At 72.7% G+C, this 17,894-nt stretch carries 13 protein-coding genes; 4 read left to right on the forward strand and 9 right to left on the reverse strand.

Features of this window, described 5'->3' with window-relative positions; all coding sequences use genetic code 11:
• Positions 1 to 45: 45 nt before the first annotated feature.
• The 4 genes from meaB to ACFT32_RS32740 all read right to left on the reverse strand — a co-directional run bounded on the left by meaB (position 46) and on the right by ACFT32_RS32740 (position 6,230).
• On the reverse strand, positions 46 to 1,038 hold the full coding sequence (meaB, locus tag ACFT32_RS32725; protein ID WP_382496506.1) for a methylmalonyl Co-A mutase-associated GTPase MeaB: 993 nt from the start codon (positions 1,036 to 1,038) through the stop codon (positions 46 to 48).
• Entirely contained in the window at positions 1,035 to 3,209 is a 2,175-nt protein-coding gene (scpA, locus tag ACFT32_RS32730) for a methylmalonyl-CoA mutase (RefSeq protein ID WP_382496508.1), read from the reverse strand. The genes meaB and scpA overlap by 4 nt, the downstream gene beginning before the upstream one ends.
• A complete protein-coding gene (locus ACFT32_RS32735) occupies positions 3,209 to 5,017 on the reverse strand; it encodes a methylmalonyl-CoA mutase family protein (protein WP_382496510.1) in 1,809 nt (602 codons plus the stop codon). Before ACFT32_RS32735 ends, scpA begins: the two co-directional genes overlap by 1 nt.
• 103 nt (positions 5,018 to 5,120) lie before the next feature.
• Positions 5,121 to 6,230 carry an AI-2E family transporter gene (locus tag ACFT32_RS32740; protein WP_382496512.1) on the reverse strand — a complete coding sequence of 370 codons (1,110 nt, stop codon included), beginning with the start codon at positions 6,228 to 6,230 and terminating at the stop codon, positions 5,121 to 5,123.
• Between the two features lie 143 nt (positions 6,231 to 6,373).
• Between ACFT32_RS32740 and ACFT32_RS32745 the strand changes: the two genes are divergently transcribed.
• A complete protein-coding gene (locus ACFT32_RS32745; RefSeq protein WP_382496514.1) occupies positions 6,374 to 7,339 on the forward strand; it encodes a YihY/virulence factor BrkB family protein in 966 nt (321 codons plus the stop codon).
• Between the two features lie 25 nt (positions 7,340 to 7,364).
• Here the strand turns inward: ACFT32_RS32745 and ACFT32_RS32750 are convergent, their stop codons facing one another.
• A complete protein-coding gene (locus ACFT32_RS32750) occupies positions 7,365 to 7,790 on the reverse strand; it encodes a DUF6003 family protein (RefSeq protein ID WP_382496515.1) in 426 nt (141 codons plus the stop codon).
• Between the two features lie 126 nt (positions 7,791 to 7,916).
• Here ACFT32_RS32750 and ACFT32_RS32755 point away from each other — a divergent pair, with 126 nt between their 5' ends.
• Entirely contained in the window at positions 7,917 to 9,014 is a 1,098-nt protein-coding gene (locus ACFT32_RS32755) for a winged helix DNA-binding domain-containing protein (RefSeq protein ID WP_382496517.1), read from the forward strand.
• A gap of 97 nt (positions 9,015 to 9,111) precedes the next feature.
• Here ACFT32_RS32755 and ACFT32_RS32760 read toward each other — a convergent pair whose 3' ends face one another.
• The 3 genes from ACFT32_RS32760 to ACFT32_RS32770 form a co-directional block, all read right to left on the reverse strand.
• On the reverse strand, positions 9,112 to 9,903 hold the full coding sequence (locus ACFT32_RS32760; RefSeq protein ID WP_382496519.1) for a S1 family peptidase: 792 nt from the start codon (positions 9,901 to 9,903) through the stop codon (positions 9,112 to 9,114).
• A gap of 209 nt (positions 9,904 to 10,112) precedes the next feature.
• Complete coding sequence (locus ACFT32_RS32765; RefSeq protein WP_382496520.1) at positions 10,113 to 12,968, reverse strand: AAA family ATPase; 2,856 nt, start codon at positions 12,966 to 12,968, stop codon at positions 10,113 to 10,115.
• Positions 12,969 to 13,172: 204 nt separating this feature from the next.
• On the reverse strand, positions 13,173 to 13,982 hold the full coding sequence (locus ACFT32_RS32770; RefSeq protein WP_382496522.1) for a LuxR C-terminal-related transcriptional regulator: 810 nt from the start codon (positions 13,980 to 13,982) through the stop codon (positions 13,173 to 13,175).
• Positions 13,983 to 14,107: 125 nt separating this feature from the next.
• Here ACFT32_RS32770 and ACFT32_RS32775 point away from each other — a divergent pair, with 125 nt between their 5' ends.
• Both ACFT32_RS32775 and ACFT32_RS32780 read left to right on the forward strand, forming a co-directional pair.
• A complete protein-coding gene (locus ACFT32_RS32775) occupies positions 14,108 to 15,778 on the forward strand; it encodes an AMP-binding protein (protein WP_382496524.1) in 1,671 nt (556 codons plus the stop codon).
• A complete protein-coding gene (locus ACFT32_RS32780) occupies positions 15,775 to 17,373 on the forward strand; it encodes an AMP-binding protein (RefSeq protein WP_382496526.1) in 1,599 nt (532 codons plus the stop codon). Before ACFT32_RS32775 ends, ACFT32_RS32780 begins: the two co-directional genes overlap by 4 nt.
• Before the next feature lies 1 nt (position 17,374).
• On the opposite strand, the gene ACFT32_RS32785 is transcribed toward ACFT32_RS32780, so the two are convergent.
• A complete protein-coding gene (locus ACFT32_RS32785) occupies positions 17,375 to 17,887 on the reverse strand; it encodes a GNAT family N-acetyltransferase (RefSeq protein WP_382496527.1) in 513 nt (170 codons plus the stop codon).
• Positions 17,888 to 17,894 lie beyond the last annotated feature (7 nt).

Here is a 17,894-nt window from a genome sequence, read left to right on the forward strand (position 1 = left end):
GGCCAAGACTCGCCCCGCTCCGGCCGGAATCAGCCAGGAATCAGCTCAGAGAATGTCCTGCTCGGAGCCCCCGAGCGCCCCGAGGATCCGCTCGGCGGCCAGGGTCGGTGTCAACTCGCCGTCCCTGACCCGCTGCTCGAGGCCGGGCGCCAGTGCCCGTACCGCCGGGTCGGCCTTCAGACGGCCGAGGAGTTCGTCGCGGACCATGGTCCAGGTCCAGTCGACCTGCTGGTCACGGCGCTTGGCGGTGAGGCGGCCGGTCGAGTCCAGCAGGGTGCGGTGCTGCTCCAGGCGTTCCCACACGGTGTCCAGACCGGCCGACTCGCGGGCGCTGCAGCTGAGCACGGGCGGGGTCCAGGCCGCGTCCTTGCCGTGCATCAGGCGCAGGGCGCCCGCCAGCTCGCGTGCGGCGGCGCGGGCGTCGCGCTCGTGCGGACCGTCCGCCTTGTTGACGGCGATCACATCGGCCAGTTCCAGGACGCCTTTCTTGATGCCCTGGAGCTGATCGCCGGTGCGGGCGAGGGTGAGGAGCAGGAAGGAGTCGACCATGTTCGCGACCGCGGTCTCGGACTGGCCGACGCCGACCGTCTCCACCAGGATCACGTCGTAGCCGGCCGCCTCCATCACCACGATCGACTCACGGGTCGCCTTCGCCACTCCGCCCAGCGTGCCCGCCGTGGGGGAGGGGCGGACGAACGCGGCCGGATCCACGGCCAGGCGCTCCATGCGGGTCTTGTCGCCGAGGATCGAGCCGCCGGTGCGGCTGGAGGAGGGGTCGACGGCGAGGACGGCCACCCGGTGCCCGAGCGAGGTCAGCAGCGTGCCGAACGCGTCGATGAACGTCGACTTGCCCACGCCCGGCACCCCGCTGACGCCGATCCGCCGGGCCCGCCCGCTGTGCGGCAGCAGCTCTGTCAGCAACTCCTGGGCCAGCGCCCGGTGCTGGGGCCGGGTCGACTCGACGAGCGTGATGGCGCGGGCGATGATCGCCCGCTTCCCGTCGAGTACGCCCTTCGCATACGCGTCGACATCGATCACAGCTCGTGCCCGAGGTCGGTCGCCAGCCCCTTCACCAGGTCGTACGCCGCGTCCGGGATCACCGTCCCGGGCGGGAAGACGGCCGCCGCGCCCATCTCCAGCAGCGTGGGCACGTCCTGCGGCGGGATCACCCCGCCGACCACGATCATGATGTCCTCGCGCCCCTCCTCGGCCAGCGCCTCGCGGAGCGCCGGTACGAGGGTGAGGTGACCGGCCGCCAGCGACGAGACCCCGACGATGTGCACATCGGCCTCGACGGCCTGCCGGGCCACCTCGGCGGGGGTCTGGAACAGCGGGCCGACGTCCACGTCGAAGCCGAGGTCGGCGAAGGCGGTGGCGATCACCTTCTGGCCGCGGTCGTGGCCGTCCTGGCCCATCTTGGCGACCAGGATGCGCGGACGGCGGCCCTCGGCCTCCTCGAAGTCGGACACGAGAGTGCGGGTGCGGTCCACGGACGGGGACTCTCCGGCTTCGTTGCGGTACACGCCGGTGATGGTACGGATCTGGCTCGCGTGCCGCCCGTACACCTTCTCCAGGGCGTCGGAGATCTCCCCGACGGTGGCCTTGGCGCGGGCGGCGTTCACCGCCAGCTCCAGCAGGTTGCCCTCGCCGCCGGCGGCCCGGGTCAGCGCGTCCAGTGCGTCCCGGCAGGCGGTCTCGTCCCGCTCCTCGCGCAGCCGCCGCAGCTTCTCGACCTGCTGGGCCCGCACCGAGGAGTTGTCGACCTTGAGCACGTCGATCTGCTCGTCGCTGTCGACCCGGTACTTGTTGACGCCGATGACCGGCTGCCGCCCGGAGTCGATCCGGGCCTGGGTGCGGGCCGCGGCCTCCTCGATGCGCAGCTTGGGAATGCCCGCGTCGATGGCCTTGGCCATGCCGCCGGCGGCCTCGACCTCCTGGATGTGCTGCCAGGCGCGCCGCGCCAGGTCGTACGTCAGCTTCTCCACGTACGCGCTGCCGCCCCACGGGTCGATCACGCGGGTGGTGCCGGACTCCTGCTGGAGCAGCAGCTGCGTGTTGCGGGCGATGCGCGCCGAGAAGTCGGTGGGCAGGGCCAGCGCCTCGTCGAGGGCGTTGGTGTGCAGCGACTGCGTGTGTCCCTGGGTCGCCGCCATGGCCTCGACGCAGGTGCGCGTCACGTTGTTGAACACGTCCTGCGCGGTCAGCGACCAGCCCGAGGTCTGCGAATGGGTGCGCAGGGAGAGGGACTTGGAGTTCTGCGGATCGAACTGCTTCACCAGCTTCGCCCACAGCAGGCGCGCCGCCCGCAGCTTGGCGACCTCCATGAAGAAGTTCATGCCGATCGCCCAGAAGAACGACAGCCGGGGCGCGAACGCGTCCACGTCCAGGCCGGCTTCACGGCCCGCGCGGATGTACTCCACGCCGTCCGCGAGTGTGTACGCCAGCTCCAGGTCGGCCGTCGCACCGGCCTCCTGGATGTGGTAGCCGGAGATGGAGATGGAGTTGTAGCGCGGCATCCGCTGCGAGGTGTACGCGAAGATGTCGGAGATGATCCGCATCGACGGCGACGGCGGATAGATGTAGGTGTTGCGGACCATGAACTCCTTGAGGATGTCGTTCTGGATGGTCCCGGCCAGCTTCTCGGGCGGTACGCCCTGTTCCTCCGCCGCCACGATGTACAGCGCCAGCACCGGCAGCACGGCGCCGTTCATCGTCATCGACACGGTCATCTTGTCCAGCGGGATGCCGTCGAACAACTGGCGCATGTCGTAGATGGAGTCGATGGCCACGCCCGCCATGCCGACGTCACCGGTCACCCGCGGGTGGTCGCTGTCGTAGCCGCGGTGCGTGGGCAGGTCGAAGGCGATCGACAGGCCCTTCTGCCCGGCCGCGAGGTTGCGCCGGTAGAAGGCGTTCGACTCCTGGGCCGTGGAGAAACCGGCGTACTGGCGGATCGTCCAGGGCTGGTTGACGTACATCGTCGGGTACGGGCCGCGCAGATACGGCGCCTGGCCCGGGCGCGTGTCCAGGAAGTCCAGGCCCTCCAGGTCACGGCCGGTGTACAGCGGCTTGACGGCGATGCCCTCCGGGGTCTCCCAGAGCAGGTCGTCCCCGCCGGACGCGTTCTTGACCGCCGTACGCCACTCGTCGGGCCCGCCGTCGGCGGCCGGGGTGCCCAGTTCGATCCCGGAGAAGTCGGGGATTCCCATCAGGACACTCCCATGCGGTCGAGGGTGGCGGACAGCACGGCGACGGCGTCACAGCCCGCGAAGACGTACGAGTCGACACCGGGGTGGTTCCCCGGCCGCCCGGCGAGGAACACCTGCGCGGCGCCGGCGGCCTTGAGCCGCCCTGCCACCGCCTCGGCCCGCTCCTCGTACAGGGCGTCACTGGAGCACAGCACGGCCTCGCTCGCGCCGCTCTCCTCGAAGGTGCCCTCCGTGACGGGCTCGATGCCGCCCGCCTGGAAGAGGTTCGAGGCGAAGGTCAGGCGTGCGGTGTGGGCCGCGGCCGGGCCGATCGCGGCCAGGAAGATCCGGGGCCGGGAGCCGGTCGCCACGAGGTGGGCGTCGGAGCGGGCGCGCAGCGCCTCGTACGCCTCGTCGCGACGCACCCGCGGCAGCCCGCCGGACCGCGGCTCGGGAGCGGGCTTCCGGACGACCGGCTTCTCGGCGATGTGGGGGAACTCGCTGACGCCGGTGATGGGTTCGCGCCGCTTGGCGAGCTTGCCGCTGCGGGCCGCCCAGGTGTCGGCGAGGTCCTGGCCTAGGTCGCCCGACCGCAGGGCGGCCGCCTGGCCGCCGAGCCGTTCGATCCGCCGGAAGAACTCCCAGCCCGCGTGGGCGAGTTCGTCGGTGAGGCGCTCCACGTACCAGGAGCCGCCCGCCGGGTCGATCACCCGGGACAGATGCGACTCCTCGATGAGGATCGTGGAGGTGTTGCGGGCGATACGGCGGGCGAACGCGTCCGGCAGGCCGAGCGCGTGGTCGAAGGGCAGCACGGTGACCGAGTCGGCCCCGCCCGCCCCCGCGGCCAGCGTCGCGATGGTCGTGCGCAGCATGTTCACCCACGGGTCGCGGCGCGTCATCATCACCGGTGAGGTGACGACGTGCTGGAGCTGGGCGCCGGCGCGCGGGGCCCCGCAGGCCTCGGCGACCCTCGCCCAGAGCCGGCGCGCGGCCCGCAGCTTGGCGATCGTCAGGAACTGGTCGGCGGTCGCCGCGTACCGGAACTCCATCTGCGCACACGCCTGCTCGACGCTCAGCCCGGCCTCGGTCAGCTCCCGCAGATACGCCACCGCCGTGGCCAGCGAGCAGCCCAGCTCCTGGGCGGCCGAACCGCCGGCCTCGTGGTACGGCAGCGCGTCCACGGTCAGCGCCCGCAGCCCCGGGTACTCCCCGGCGCACAGCCGCGCGAGATCCGCCACCGGCGCGACGTCGTACCCCTGTCCGGTACGGGCCTCGTGACCGAGCGGGTCCGCGCCCAGGTTGCCGCGCGCCGCGTCCCGGGCGACGCCCCGCTCCCCGTACAGCCGCAGCAACTCCCGTGCGGCGGGCTCGGTCTCGCGTCCCGCGTCGAGGACGACGGGTGCCAGGTCGAGATAGACGCCGTCGAGGACCTTGCCGAGGGACGGCACCGGAATGCCGTCCTCGCCCGCGGTCAGCCACAGGGAGGTGACGCCGTTCTCCAGGTCCGCGAGCACCGTTGCGTTGTCGGCCACCGCGTGCCGCTGCCGTACGTCCCAGCCGCCGACCGTGTTCCCCTCGGCACGGCCGCCGCGCACAAAGGGCGCGAACCCGGGGAGACCAGGCTCGGGCGCGGCGTCACGGGCGGTGTATAGGGGCCGGGTGCGCAACCCGTCCTCGAGGGCGGTGGACAGGGCTTCCTCGGCCTCGGCTCCCTCGACGTCCTTGCCCGACTTGCGCAGCACGCCCGCCACAAGGCGCTGCCACTGCTCATGGGGCACATCAGGGAACTCGCCGGCCAGCTCAAGCCCGTCGTCAGGCAGGACCGTCATGCTCGGATGTTAGGCCACGTTAACGAAAGAGCAGCAGTGGGCACGGCTGTGACCTTGCCCTCTCCCTGACTGTGGCCCCGGTCTCCCCTGCCCCGGACAGCGTTCACGCCGGTGTCGTGACCTGGTCCCCGGACCCGCGCAACGCCTGGTACACGGACCACACCACGGCCACCAGCGGTACCGCCACCACGGCACCGATCACGCCCGCCGCCACCGCTCCGCCGACGACCGCCAGGGCCACCACCACCGGGTGCAGCCGGACGGCCCAGCTCATCACGATGGGGTGCAGGAGGTGGCCCTCGATCTGCCCGATGATCACGATCAGGGCCACCACCACCAGGGCGATGAGCGGCCCCTTCGTCGCCAGCGCGACGACGGCCGCGACCGCCAGGGCGATCGGCGAGCCGATCAAGGGGATGAAGGCGGCCAGGAACTCCAGCAGCGCCAGCGGCACGGCGAGCGGCACCCCGAGGGCGAACAGGGCGATGCCCACGAGGACCGCGTTGGTCGCCGCCACCAGCAGGATGCCGTGCGTGTAGCCGGTGAAGGTCCGCCAGGCGGCCCGGCCCGCGACCGTGACCTGCCGCCGCGCCCCGTCGGGGAGCTGGTCGCACACCCACCGCCACTGCCGCTCGCCCGAGTGTGTGAAGAAGACCGCGCAGAACAGGGCCAGGGCCAGCACGGTCAGCACCTCCAGCAGCCGGCTCGCGCCGCTGAGCGCCGTACTGATGAGGGTGGAGCGATGGCTCGACAGGAGCTTGCCGATCCGGGACTGGAGATCGGCGAAGGCGTCCGCGGGCAGCCGGAACGGCGGCTCCTCCAGCTGCCGCTCGATCCGGTCGATCCCCGCCACGAACTCCCGCTCCAGTCCGCGGCGCTGATCCGCCACGGTCTCGCCCACCAGGGCCAGCGCCCCGAGGACGAGGACGATGCCGCCGACGATCGCGATGCCGACCGCGAGCGGCCTGGGCATGAACCGGGCCAGCAGAGCGGCCGCGGGGCGCAGCACGGCGGCGATGACGAGACCGAGGAAGACGGCGACGGCGATCCGGTGGAACTGCCCGAGCACGGAGAAGGCGACCCGGACGACGATGCCGACGGCGATGATCCGCCAGGCGTACGCGGCAGCGGTCCGCAGCAGGGCCGGGACGCGCGGCTCCTCGCCGCCCGGTCGTCCGGGCGGCGAGGCGGGCGGTTCGGCAGACGCGGCCATCTCATGCCCGTACCACCCACCGCCCGCCGGACCGCGGTGAGTCCACGGAATTCCCCCGAAGGCCGGTACGTGGGTGCGGCGTCGGGGGAAAAGGACGGGGAAACCGGACAAGGACCAGCCGTCCGACAAGGAGCGTCCACGCCATGGGTACCGCCGTCCACGTCCCCCAGACCCGGGACATGATCGGAGACGAGCTCTCCGGAGACGAGGCGTTCACCGCCCTGCGCCACTACGGGGGACTGCGGCTGCTGACCGACTCCTTCGCACGGTTCCGCTACGCGGACGGCTTCAGCAACGCGCGGGCCCTCGCCTTCCAGGTGGTGCTCGGACTGGTTCCGTGCACCGTGGCGCTCGTCGGGCTGGCCACCTCGGTGCACACCGAGGGCGTGGGCCGGATCATCGAGCTCACGCTCGGCCGGATCGTGCCGGGTGCCAGCGCCCAGATCGTCGAGGACGCCTTCGAGGGGACGCGGCGCACCGCCCACGGCGACGTCTGGAGCACGCTCGCCCTGTGGCTCGGCCTGGGATTCGCGCTGTTGAACCTCGCCTCCGCCATGGGCCAGATCGAGCGCGGCGCCAACCGTATCTACGGCATCGAGCGCGACCGTCCCTTCCCGCGTAAGTACGCGCGGGGGATCGTTCTCGCGCTCGCCGCCGGTCTGCCCCTGGTGCTGGGGTTCGTCGCCCTGGTCGCCGGCGAGGCCGTGGGCGACGCGGTGGCGAAGTCCGCGGGATGGGAGGGCAGCGGGCCGCAGTGGTGGAGTGTGCTCGACATCCCCGTGGGGCTCGCGCTGGCCTGGATGGCCTCCGCCGTGATCTTCCGCTGGTCGCCCCGCCGCGTCCAGCCCGGCTACACCTGGCTGGCCTTCGGCTCGGCCGTGCACCTCCTGCTGTGGGTGTCGGCCACCTGGCTGCTCGCGCTGTACGTCGAGGAGAGCGGTGCCTTCGGCGCCGTGTACGGGCCGCTCACCGCCTTCATCGCCCTGCTGCTGTGGGCCAACCTCACCGCCGTCGCGCTCTTCCTCGGCATCGCGTTCGCCGCCCAGCTGGAGGCGGCCCGCGCCGGCATCACATCACCGGTCCGCCCGGACCCCGGACCCGGCGCGTGACGACACCGGGGCGGCCGCCGCGACGTCAGCGGCTCGCCGCCGCGGTCACCGTCGCGGGGTCCACCCCGGTCAGTTCGACGACGCGGTGCGGTGCCACACCGGCGGCCAGCGCGCGGGCGATCAGGCCGTCCCGGCCGTCCGCGCAGTCGCGGAAGGCGAGCAGTTCCTCCTCGATCCGGGCGAGCGACTGCGGTGCGTTCAGGTGGCGGACCCGGTTCAACTCCTCGTCGCCCAGGGGGACCGGCAGCCGTTCCGCTCCCTCGGGGATCGCCGCCGTCTCCTCCGGCGGCAGCAGACGCAGCCGCGGCGAGGCCGGTGTGCTTCCCTGCGCGTCCAGCCACGCGCGTACCGCGGGAGTCTCCATGCACGCGAGATCCCCGACCGCGGCGGGGGTGACGCCGAGGGGCGCGGACGGGTCGTCCAGCAGGAACAGGTAGGCGTCGTCGGTCATCCTCGGCTCCTTCTCGACGGGGGCTGATCGACTCCCTTTACCCCGCCGCGCCCGGATTACCACCGGCTCCGGGACTCACGGCCGTCGCGGACAGAACCTGTCCGCAAGCCCGGCTACGGTGCCCCCATGGCGAACACCCAGCGGAGCGTCCTCGGTACCCGTGCCCTCAACCGCGCCACCCTCGACCGGCAACTGCTGCTGCGCCCCGCCCGGATGTCCGCCGTCGCGGCCGTCGAACATCTGGTCGGTCTCCAGGCGCAGAACGTCAAGCCGCCGTACTACGCGCTCGCCGCCCGCCTCGACGGGTTCGACCCCGAGGCGCTGGCGAAGCCGATGGCCGACCGCGAGGTCGTGCGTATCGTCACGATGCGCTCCACCATCCACACCCACACCGCGGACGACTGCCTCACCCTGAGACCGCTGGTGCAGCCCGCCCGGGACCGGGAGCTGGTCCAGTTCCGCAAGGGACTCGCCGGTGTCGACCTGGACCGGCTCGCGGCTCTCGCCCGGGACCTCGTCGAGGCCGGGCCCCGCACGATGAAACAGTTGCGCGAGGCCCTGCTCCAGGAGTGGCCCGACGCCGATCCGCAGGCCCTGGCCGTCGCCGCCCGGTGCCGGCTGCCGCTCGTGCAGGTGACCCCGCGCGGTCTGTGGGGCCGCAGCGGGCAGGTCAGTCTCACCACCGCCGAGCACTGGCTCGGCCGCCCCGCCCAACCCGCCCCCGCCCCCGACGCGGTCGTCCTGCGCTACCTCGCCGCCTTCGGCCCGGCCTCGGTGAAGGACATGCAGACCTGGGCCGGACTGACCCGTCTGCGGGACGCCTTCGAACGACTCCGCCCGCGACTCGTCACCTTCCAGGACGAGGGCGGCGCCGAGCTCTTCGACCTCCCGGACGCCCCCCGCCCCGACCCGGACACCCCGGCCCCGCCGCGCTTCCTGCCCGAGTTCGACAACCTGCTCCTGTCCCACGCCGACCGGACCCGCGTCGTCCCCCAGGAGCACCGGGGCCGCTCCTGGCAGGGCAACATCGCCTACCCCACGCTCCTCGTCGACGGCTTCCTCGCGGGCCTGTGGCGACTGGAGGACGACGCCCTCGTGATCGAGCCCTTCGACCGGCTCACCAGGGACCGGCGGGACGAGGTCACCGCCGAGGGCGAGCGGATGCTGCGCGTGATGCACCCGGGGACGTCGTACGACATCGGCTTCGGCACCGTACGGAGATGACGCACCGCACATGGAGAGGGGGCGTTGCGGGCCGCTCGTGGAGGCCCGCAACGCCCCCTGGTCTTTCACCTGAGGGGTACTCAGGAGCTCTGATCGGTTACGAGTTGACCTGCGTCGTGACCAGGTTGGAGAAGGTGGTCAGCCGGGTGTAGACACCCGGGTAACCGGCCTGGGCGCAGCCTTCGCCCCAGGAAGTGATGCCTGCCAGGACGCCCCCGATGAGCAGGGGACCGCCGCTGTCGCCCTGGCAGGTGTCCACGCCGCCGGTGGTCTTGCCGGCGCACACCATGTCGCTCTGCACGAAGTCGGAGCCGTAGGAGCTCGCGCAACTGGAGTCGGACACGGTCGGTACGGTCGCGGTGCGCAGCTGGTTGGAGGAGCTGCCGCCCGCGGAGGTGGTGCCCCAGCCGAGGATGCGGGCGGTGGCGCCGGCCGCGTACACCGAGGTCTGGGACGAGGAGACGTACTTCGCCGTCGTGTACGGCATCGACGTCGACAGCGTCAGCACGGCCACGTCGTCGCCGTTGGTGGCGTCGGTGTAACTCGGGTGGATCCATATCTTGCTGACTCTGCTGACCGTGCCGTTGGTGCCGTTGAGGTAGGTGCGGCCACCGACCACCCGCACGCTACTGGTGGACTCACCGACCATGCAGTGCGCGGCGGTGACGACCTTGGTGGGCGAGACCAGCGTGCCGCCGCAGAACTGGTTCTGCGAGGCGTCCGTGATCTGCATGACGAACGGGTACGCGGTCGTGGTGGTCGTGGTACCGCCGACGATGGGCTGGGGCGCGGCGACGGCGGCGGGAGCGGTGAGCAGCGCGGTCGCGGCGGCGGCAGCGGCAGCCGCGGTGACGGCGGCGGCCTTCTTGGCACGGTTGAACCCGAACATGGGTCTCCTTGGGGGGAGTTGCCGGTGGGGGGTCGCGCGGGTGGGTGTGAAGCACGGGGACCCTGACGCCGTTGTTCGGATCTCCGTGTGCCCGGCGAGCGGCACGCCCCCAAGCTAGAGCCCGGCACAGGGGGCTCCCAATGAGGGAACCCCCTAAGGGAGTTGGACAGGGAAAACCCTCGGTCGCGCCCCGTAAACCCAGGTGGGGGTCAGGTCGTGCGGCGGCCGGCGGCGAGGCGGACGATGTCCACCCTCGAACGGATCCCCAGCTTCCGGTAGACCCGGGTCAGCGTCGCCTCGACGGTCTTGACACTGATGAACAGACGGGCCGCGATCTCCCGGTTGGTCGCGCCCTCCATCACGAGCGAGGCGACCTGACGCTCCATCGATGCCAGGCCCTCCAGCGCGTCCAGCGCCACGGGCGACGCGACGGAGGCCGGCTGTCCCACTGCCGTGGAACCGGCCGCGACGGCCGCGTCGACCTGCCGCAGCCAGGGCAGCGCTCGGCAGCGCCGGAACAGCCGGGCGGCCTCGTCGTACGACGCCGAACCGGGCAGGGGAGTGCTCCCGGTGCGGGGCAGGGCGGCGGCCTGGGCGCGCAGCCGGGCCAGCGCGAACGCGGCCCGCGCCTCCTCCAGGCCGTAGCCCAGCCTGCCGAGCCGGTCCCGCACGGACGCCAACCGGACCAGCGCTGCCTCGTGTTCGCCGCGTGCCGCCCGCACCAGCGCCTCGGCCCGGTCCAGCACGGCCAGCACACTCTCCCGGCCCAGCCGCAGCGCGTGCGCGCGCGTGGTGTCGATGACGTCCTGGGCCTCGCCCGGCTCGCCGATGCGGACCAGCGCCTCGGCGAGGTCGCCGTGCCAGCGGCCGCGCGCCGGGTCGTTGATGCCGAGGCCGTGCTCCAGCTCCCGCACCCGGCGCAGCGACCGGACCGTCGCCGCCGGGTCCCCGGCCACCAACTGGGCGTAGCCCAGGGCCGCCAGAGCCCGGGACAGATACATCTGGTCGCCGTCGACCTCGGCGTGGTCGGCCGCCTCACGCGCGAGCGCCAGCGCCCGGTCCACGTCCCCGGCGGAGGCCTCGGCGAGGGAGGCGAGCATCGCCGAGGCGCCCTCGCCGATCCCGGCGTCCCGGGCCAGCCGCAGACTCTCCCGGGCCAGGTCCAGGGCCCGGCCGCAGTGCCCGGTGCGCAGCTCGGTGTCGGCGAGGAAGCGCAGGAAGTGCACCTCGCTCTCGACCATGCCGCGCCGCCGCACCTCGCGCAGCAGCGCGGTGATCGTCGACCGCGCCTCGGGCAGCTGGTCGCTCATGATCAGCCAGCGGAACCGGGCCGACCCGGCGCCGTTGTGGTGGCACGCCACATACGGGTCCTGGGGTTCCCGCAGCGCCCGCTTCACGGTCGCGGGCGCGCCCGGATGGCCCATCAGGGTCTCGGTGGAGGCCTGGAAGGACAGCGCCATCAGCTCGGTGCGCCGGTCCCCGCCCCGGGCGGCCAGCTCCGCCGCGTGCTCGGCCTCCTGCCGGGCCTCGGCGAAGTCGCCCTCCACGACCAGGCCGCGCCAGGCCAGCTGGTAGTGGACCAGGGCGAGCAGCCGAGGGTCGTCGCCCGCGTCGGCCAGGACCTGCGGGAAGACGGCGTCGACCTCGCCGAGCGCCTGGCCGGCCGCCTCGATGACCACCATCCAGGCCCGCACCCGCTCGGCGGGCACGGTGGCACGCGTCAGTACGTCACGGGCGATGTCCCGGGCGAGATCGGCCTCGCCGGCGGTGATCGCGTCCTCCGCCGCCTGCAGCCGCCGCTCGTCCGGGCCCGGGGCGCTGTCCGCCGGGGTGTGCCGGGCCGCGAGCAGCCCGAGCGAGGCGGCCATGGACGGCGCCCCGCGGTCCCGGGCCAGCGCGGCGGCCTCGGCGAGCCGGGCCGCCACCTCCGGGTCGGTGCCGGTGGTCGCCAGGGCCAGGTGCCGGGCCCGCTCGATCGGGTCGGAGGCCGCCGTGGACAGCGCCGCGTGCACGGCCCGCCGCTCCAGGGCCGGGGCCTCCGCGTACAGCGCGGCCGAGATCAGCGGATGCGCGAACCGTACGGCGGGCCCCTCCGCCTCGGTCGCCAGCAGCCCGAGCGCCGCCGCCTGGGCCGTCTCGGCCTCGGCATGCTCCCGGCCTGCCGCGTGCAGCAGCGCCAGTGTGGGCCGGGCACCGGCGCTGGCCACCAGGAGGGTGCGGCGCGCCTCGTCCGACAGCATCTCCAGCCGGCTCAGCACCAGGGCCCGCAGCGAGGTGGGCACGGGCAGCGGCTCGCCGGGCCGGGGCCGGGCGGGACTCTCGGCCAGGGCGCGGCCCAGTTCCAGCGCGAACAGGGGGTTGCCGCCGCTGGTGCGGTGGATGTCGCGGATCGTGGAGCGGGACAGCGGGGTGTAGCCGCGGTGGTCGAGCAGCGCTGAGACCTGAGTACGGGACAGCGGGCCCAGCCGGACGGCGAGCGTGTCGGGCGGGGACGCGCGTAGATGGCGGTCGTACTCCTGGCCCTCGGTCCGCACCGCGCACAGCATCTGCACGGGCGTGTCGCCCAGCCGGCGGGCGGCGAAGCCGAGCAGTTCGGCGCTGGCGGCGTCCAGCCACTGGAGATCGTCGGCGACGACCAGCACCGGGCCCCCGGCGGCGAGGGCGCGCAGCGCCGACAGCACGGCCAGACGCAGCGCGAGCCCGTCGCTCTGGAGGGTGGACTCGCCGCGGCCGGTGAGCGCCGACTCCAGGGCGGTGCGCTGGGCGGCGGGCAGCTGTCCCGAGACCTCGTCCAGGACCAGGCCGAACAGGTCGGCCAGCGCCAGGAAGGGCAGATGGGATTCGGACTCGGTGGCCGAGCAGCGCAACACGGTCCGGGCCGAGCCGCCGTAATCCGCGGCCAGCGCCCGCAGGACGGTCGACTTTCCTATTCCCGCGGGGCCGTGGAGCAGCACACTTCCGCCTCGGCCCAGCTGTTCACGCGCCGACGTGAACAGGTCCTCCCGGCCGATGACCAGGTCGGGGCGGCTCCTGGGAGGCTCCTGGAAGTCCCGTGGCACGGTCACCGCTCCCCTCCGTGTGTCGTGTCCTGGCCAATATTAGGCAACAGCTCTTTGAATTTCGGACGGACGGCGAGGTGAGGGAAATAACAACCGACGCCGACGGGTGAATTCATTGGGCTCCCGAATGCGACCGAAGACGCTGGCGACGCCCCGTCGGGAACCCTTCGGCATATCGAACGGACCGGCACGACAGAAACCATCACAAACCTACGGCAACCATCCCGCCCGCCGCGCGGCCACCACGGCCTCGCCCCGCGTCCGGGCCCGCAGCTTCCGCATGGCCGACCGCAGATACCCCTTGACGGTCTCGGGCGTCACCCCCAGCCGCCCGGCGGCGACCGCGTTGGTGGCCCCGGCGGCGACACACGCCAGCACGTCCACCTCGCGCGGCGCCAGCCGGACCCGGGCCGGCGAGGCGGTCCCGGCCGTCAGCAGCGCACACGCCCCCAGCAGCTCGTCCCGCAGCTCCGGGTCCGCGATCCTCGGAGCCATCGCCCGCAGCGCCGCGTGCGCCTCCCGCACCTGCTCCCACCCCGCGCCCGTCCCGCCCCCGGCGGCGAGCGTCCGCGCCTCGTCCCGCACGACCAGGGCCCGCTCCACGTCCCGCGCCGCCTCGACGGCCGCGTCCAGCATGCGCCCGCCCAGCGGCAGGGCCGTCCGCAGCGCCCCGTACAGCACCCCGCGCACCCCGTGCCGTACGACCACCGGCACGGCCAGCACCGAGCACAGCCCCTCCACTGCCACCGGGGCGTCGTACTCGTGACTGATCTGCCGCGACGCCGAGTAGTCCGTCACCACGCACGGCCGGGCGAGGACCACCGTCTTGCCGCCCAGCCCGTTCCCGGACGTCACCGCGAGGGAACGCAGGGCGTCCGTCGCCGTGCCGCTCAGCTCGCTGATGCGCATCTGCCGCCCGGCCTCCATCAGGCCGCCGAAGGCGATCGGGAGGCCGGTGGCGCGCCGCAGACGCAGCAGCGCGTTCCGTATCTCGACGGCGTCGGACGCGTCTGCTGTCACCTGTTCGCCCCTTCACTACGGCTCCTGTGCGGGCGCACCCCCCGTTCGGGGGTAGTGAGACCTGCATCACGGATTACACGATGGTTCGGAGCCGCCCGGCAATGGTCCGGTACTCAGGAGGACAGATGACATCGGCGACGGAGATGTTCCGCGGGGCGCGGGACTTCCTGCTGGAACACCGCGAGGACTACGCCACGGCCTACGACGGCTTTCGCTGGCCCCGTCCCGAGTACTTCAACTGGGCGCTCGACTGGTTCGACGAGATCGCTCATGGCAACGCCCGCACCGCCCTGCACATCGTCGAGGAGGACGGCCGCGAGACCCGGCTGTCCTTCGGGGAGATGTCCGTACGCTCGGCACAGTTCGCCAACTGGCTGCGCGCCCGGGGCGTGCGCGCCGAGGACCGGATCCTCGTCATGCTCGGCAACCAGGCCGAACTGTGGATCACCGCGCTCGCCGCGATGAAGCTGCGCGCGGTCGTCATCCCGGCCACCCCGCTGCTCGGCCCCGCCGACCTGCGCGACCGTGTCGACCGCGGCCGGGTCCGGCATGTCATCGCGCGCCCGGAGGACACCGGCAAGTTCGCCGAGGTCCCCGGCGCCTACACGCGCATCGCCGCCGGTGCCGCCCCCGAGGGCTGGCTGTCGCTGGAGGACGCCCACGAGGCTCCCGCCGACTTCACGCCCGACGCCCCGACCCGGTCCGACGACCCGCTGATGCTCTACTTCACCTCGGGCACCACCGCCCGGCCCAAACTCGTCGAGCACACCCACACGTCGTACCCGATCGGGCATCTGTCGACCATGTACTGGATCGGCCTGAAGCCGGGCGACGTGCATCTGAACATCTCGTCCCCGGGCTGGGCCAAGCACGCCTGGTCCAACCTCTTCGCCCCCTGGAACGCCGAGGCGACCGTCTTCCTGTACAACTACACGCGCTTCGACGCGGCCCGCCTCATGGCGGAGATGGACCGGGCCGGTGTCACCACCTTCTGCGCCCCGCCGACCGTCTGGCGCATGCTCATCCAGGCCGACCTGACCCAGCTGCGCACCCGCCCGCGCGAGGTCGTCGCCGCCGGGGAGCCGCTCAACCCGGAGGTCATCGAGCAGGTCCGCCGGTCCTGGGGCGTCACCATCCGGGACGGCTTCGGCCAGACCGAGACCGCCGTACAGGTCGCCAACAGCCCCGGCCAGCCGCTCAAGACGGGCTCGATGGGCCGGCCGAGCCCCGGCTACCGCGTCGAACTGCTGGACCCCGTCTCGGGCGCCCCGGGCGCGAGCGAGGGGGAGATCGCCCTCGACCTGTCGGGCCGCCCCGTCGGCCTGATGACCGGCTACCACGGCGACGCGGACCGGACGGCGGAGTCGATGGCCGGCGGCTACTACCGCACCGGCGACATCGGCGCGAGGGACGAGGACGGCTACATCACCTACGTCGGCCGCGCGGACGACGTCTTCAAGGCCAGTGACTACAAGATCTCGCCCTTCGAGCTGGAGAGCGCGCTGCTGGAGCACGAGGCGGTGGCGGAGGCGGCGGTCGTCCCCGCCCCGGACGAGCTGCGCCTCGCCGTGCCGAAGGCGTACATCGTCCTCGCCGACGGCTGGGAGCCCGGCCCCGACACCGCGAAGGTGCTGTTCGAGCACTCCAGGGAGGTCCTGGCCCCCTACAAGCGCATCCGGCGTCTGGAGTTCGGCGACCTGCCCAAGACGGTCTCCGGCAAGATCCGCCGCATCGAGCTGCGCGAGGCCACGGCGGCCGGCTCGGACGCCGAGTACCGCGAGGAGGACTTCCGATGAGCTCGTACAGCCATGGAACCGGCGGGACGGCTCTGCTGGGCGACACGATCGGGGCCAACCTGGACCGTGCGGTGGCCGCCTGGCCGGAGCGCGAGGCGCTGGTCGACGTCCCGTCCGGGCGGCGCTGGACGTACGCGCGGTTCGGCGCCGCGGTGGACGAGCTGGCGTCGGCCCTGATGGCGTCCGGTGTCGCCAAGGGCGACCGGGTGGGCATCTGGGCGGTCAACTGCCCCGAGTGGGTGCTCGTCCAGTACGCCACCGCCCGTATCGGCGCGATCATGGTCAACATCAACCCGGCCTACCGCACCCATGAGGTCGAGTACGTCCTCAACCAGGCCGGGGTGTCCCTGCTGTTCGCCTCCGTCGGCCACAAGGCGAGCGACTACCGGGCGATGGTCGAGCAAGTGCGGGGCAGCTGCGCCGAGTTGCGCGAGGTCGTGTACATCGGCGACCCGAGCTGGGAGGCGCTGCTGGGCCGGGCCACCCCCGACGCCCGGTCCCGGTACCCGGAGCTGTCCTGCGACGACCCGATCAACATCCAGTACACGTCGGGCACGACGGGCTTCCCCAAGGGCGCGACCCTCTCGCACCACAACATCCTCAACAACGGGTACTTCGTGGGCGAGTCGATCGCCTACAGCGAGCAGGACCGGGTGTGCGTCCCCGTGCCCTTCTACCACTGCTTCGGCATGGTGATGGGCAACCTGGCCGCCACCTCGCACGGCGCGTGCGTCGTCATCCCCGCCCCGTCCTTCGACCCGAAGGCCACCCTGGACGCGGTCCAGCAGGAGCGCTGCACCTCGCTCTACGGCGTCCCGACCATGTTCATCGCGGAGCTCAACCTCCCCGGCTTCGCGGCGTACGACCTCTCCTCCCTGCGCACCGGCATCATGGCGGGCTCGCCCTGCCCGGTCGAGGTGATGAAGCGGGTGGTCGCCGAGATGCACATGGCGGAGGTCTCCATCTGCTACGGCATGACCGAGACCTCCCCGGTGTCCCTCCAGACCCGCCGGGACGACGACCTGGAGCACCGCACCGGCACGGTCGGCCGGGTCCTGCCGCACATCGAGGTCAAGATCGTCGATCCGGCGACGGGCGTCACGCAACCGCGGGGCACGGCAGGCGAGTTGTGCACCCGCGGCTACAGCGTGATGCTCGGCTACTGGAACGAGCCGGAGAAGACCGCCGAGGCCATCGACGCCGGCCGCTGGATGCACACCGGCGACCTCGCCGTGATGCGCGAGGACGGCTATGTCGAGATCGTCGGCCGCATCAAGGACATGATCATCCGGGGCGGCGAGAACATCTACCCCCGCGAGATCGAGGAGTTCCTCTACGCCCACCCCGGCATCCAGGACGTCCAGGTCGTGGGCGTCCCGCACGACCACTACGGCGAGGAGGTCCTGGCCTGCGTCATCCCCCGCGACCCGGCCACCCCGCCGACCCTGGAGGACCTACGGGCCTTCTGCGACGGGCAGTTGGCGCACTACAAGATCCCGAGCAGGATTCAGGTCCTCGACTCCTTCCCGATGACGGTGTCCGGGAAGGTCCGCAAGGTGGAGCTGAGGGAGAGGTTCTCGCAGGGGCAGGGGTAGGTCACAGCGGTGCGCGCATGCACACCCGTGGCCAGCGGTCCAGGCCGTGTTCGGCCTCCGTCGCGCGGATGGCGCGCAGGCCGGGGGTGAGGTCCGGCTCGGGCAGGGTGCGGAAGCCGAGGCGGGCGTAGTAGGGGGCGTTCCACGGGACCTCCCCGAAGGTGGTCAGGGTCAGGGCGGTCAGGCCCTCCTCGCGGGCGTGGCCGGCGGCGTGTGCCAGGAGGTCTTGGCCCACGCCGCGGCGCGCGGCACGCGGGTGGACCGAGACCTGCTCGATGTGCAGCGCCCCGTCCACGGGCTCGGCCAGCAGATACGCCACCGGACGGTCCCGCTCGTCCACCGCGACCCAGCAGCGGCCGGCCCGGCGGTAGCGCTCCAGTACGTCGAGCCCCGGCGGCTCGTCGTCGGCGATCTCCGGCATGCCGAGGTCGCGGAAGGGGGCGCCGGCGGCACGTTCGATGTCCTGGAGGGCGGGGAGTTCGGCGGCGGTCGCGGGGCGGATGCGGGTGCGCATGCCGTGA

It is taken from the genome of Streptomyces sp. NPDC057002, assembly GCF_042673825.1.
Lineage (GTDB): Bacteria > Actinomycetota > Actinomycetes > Streptomycetales > Streptomycetaceae > Streptomyces.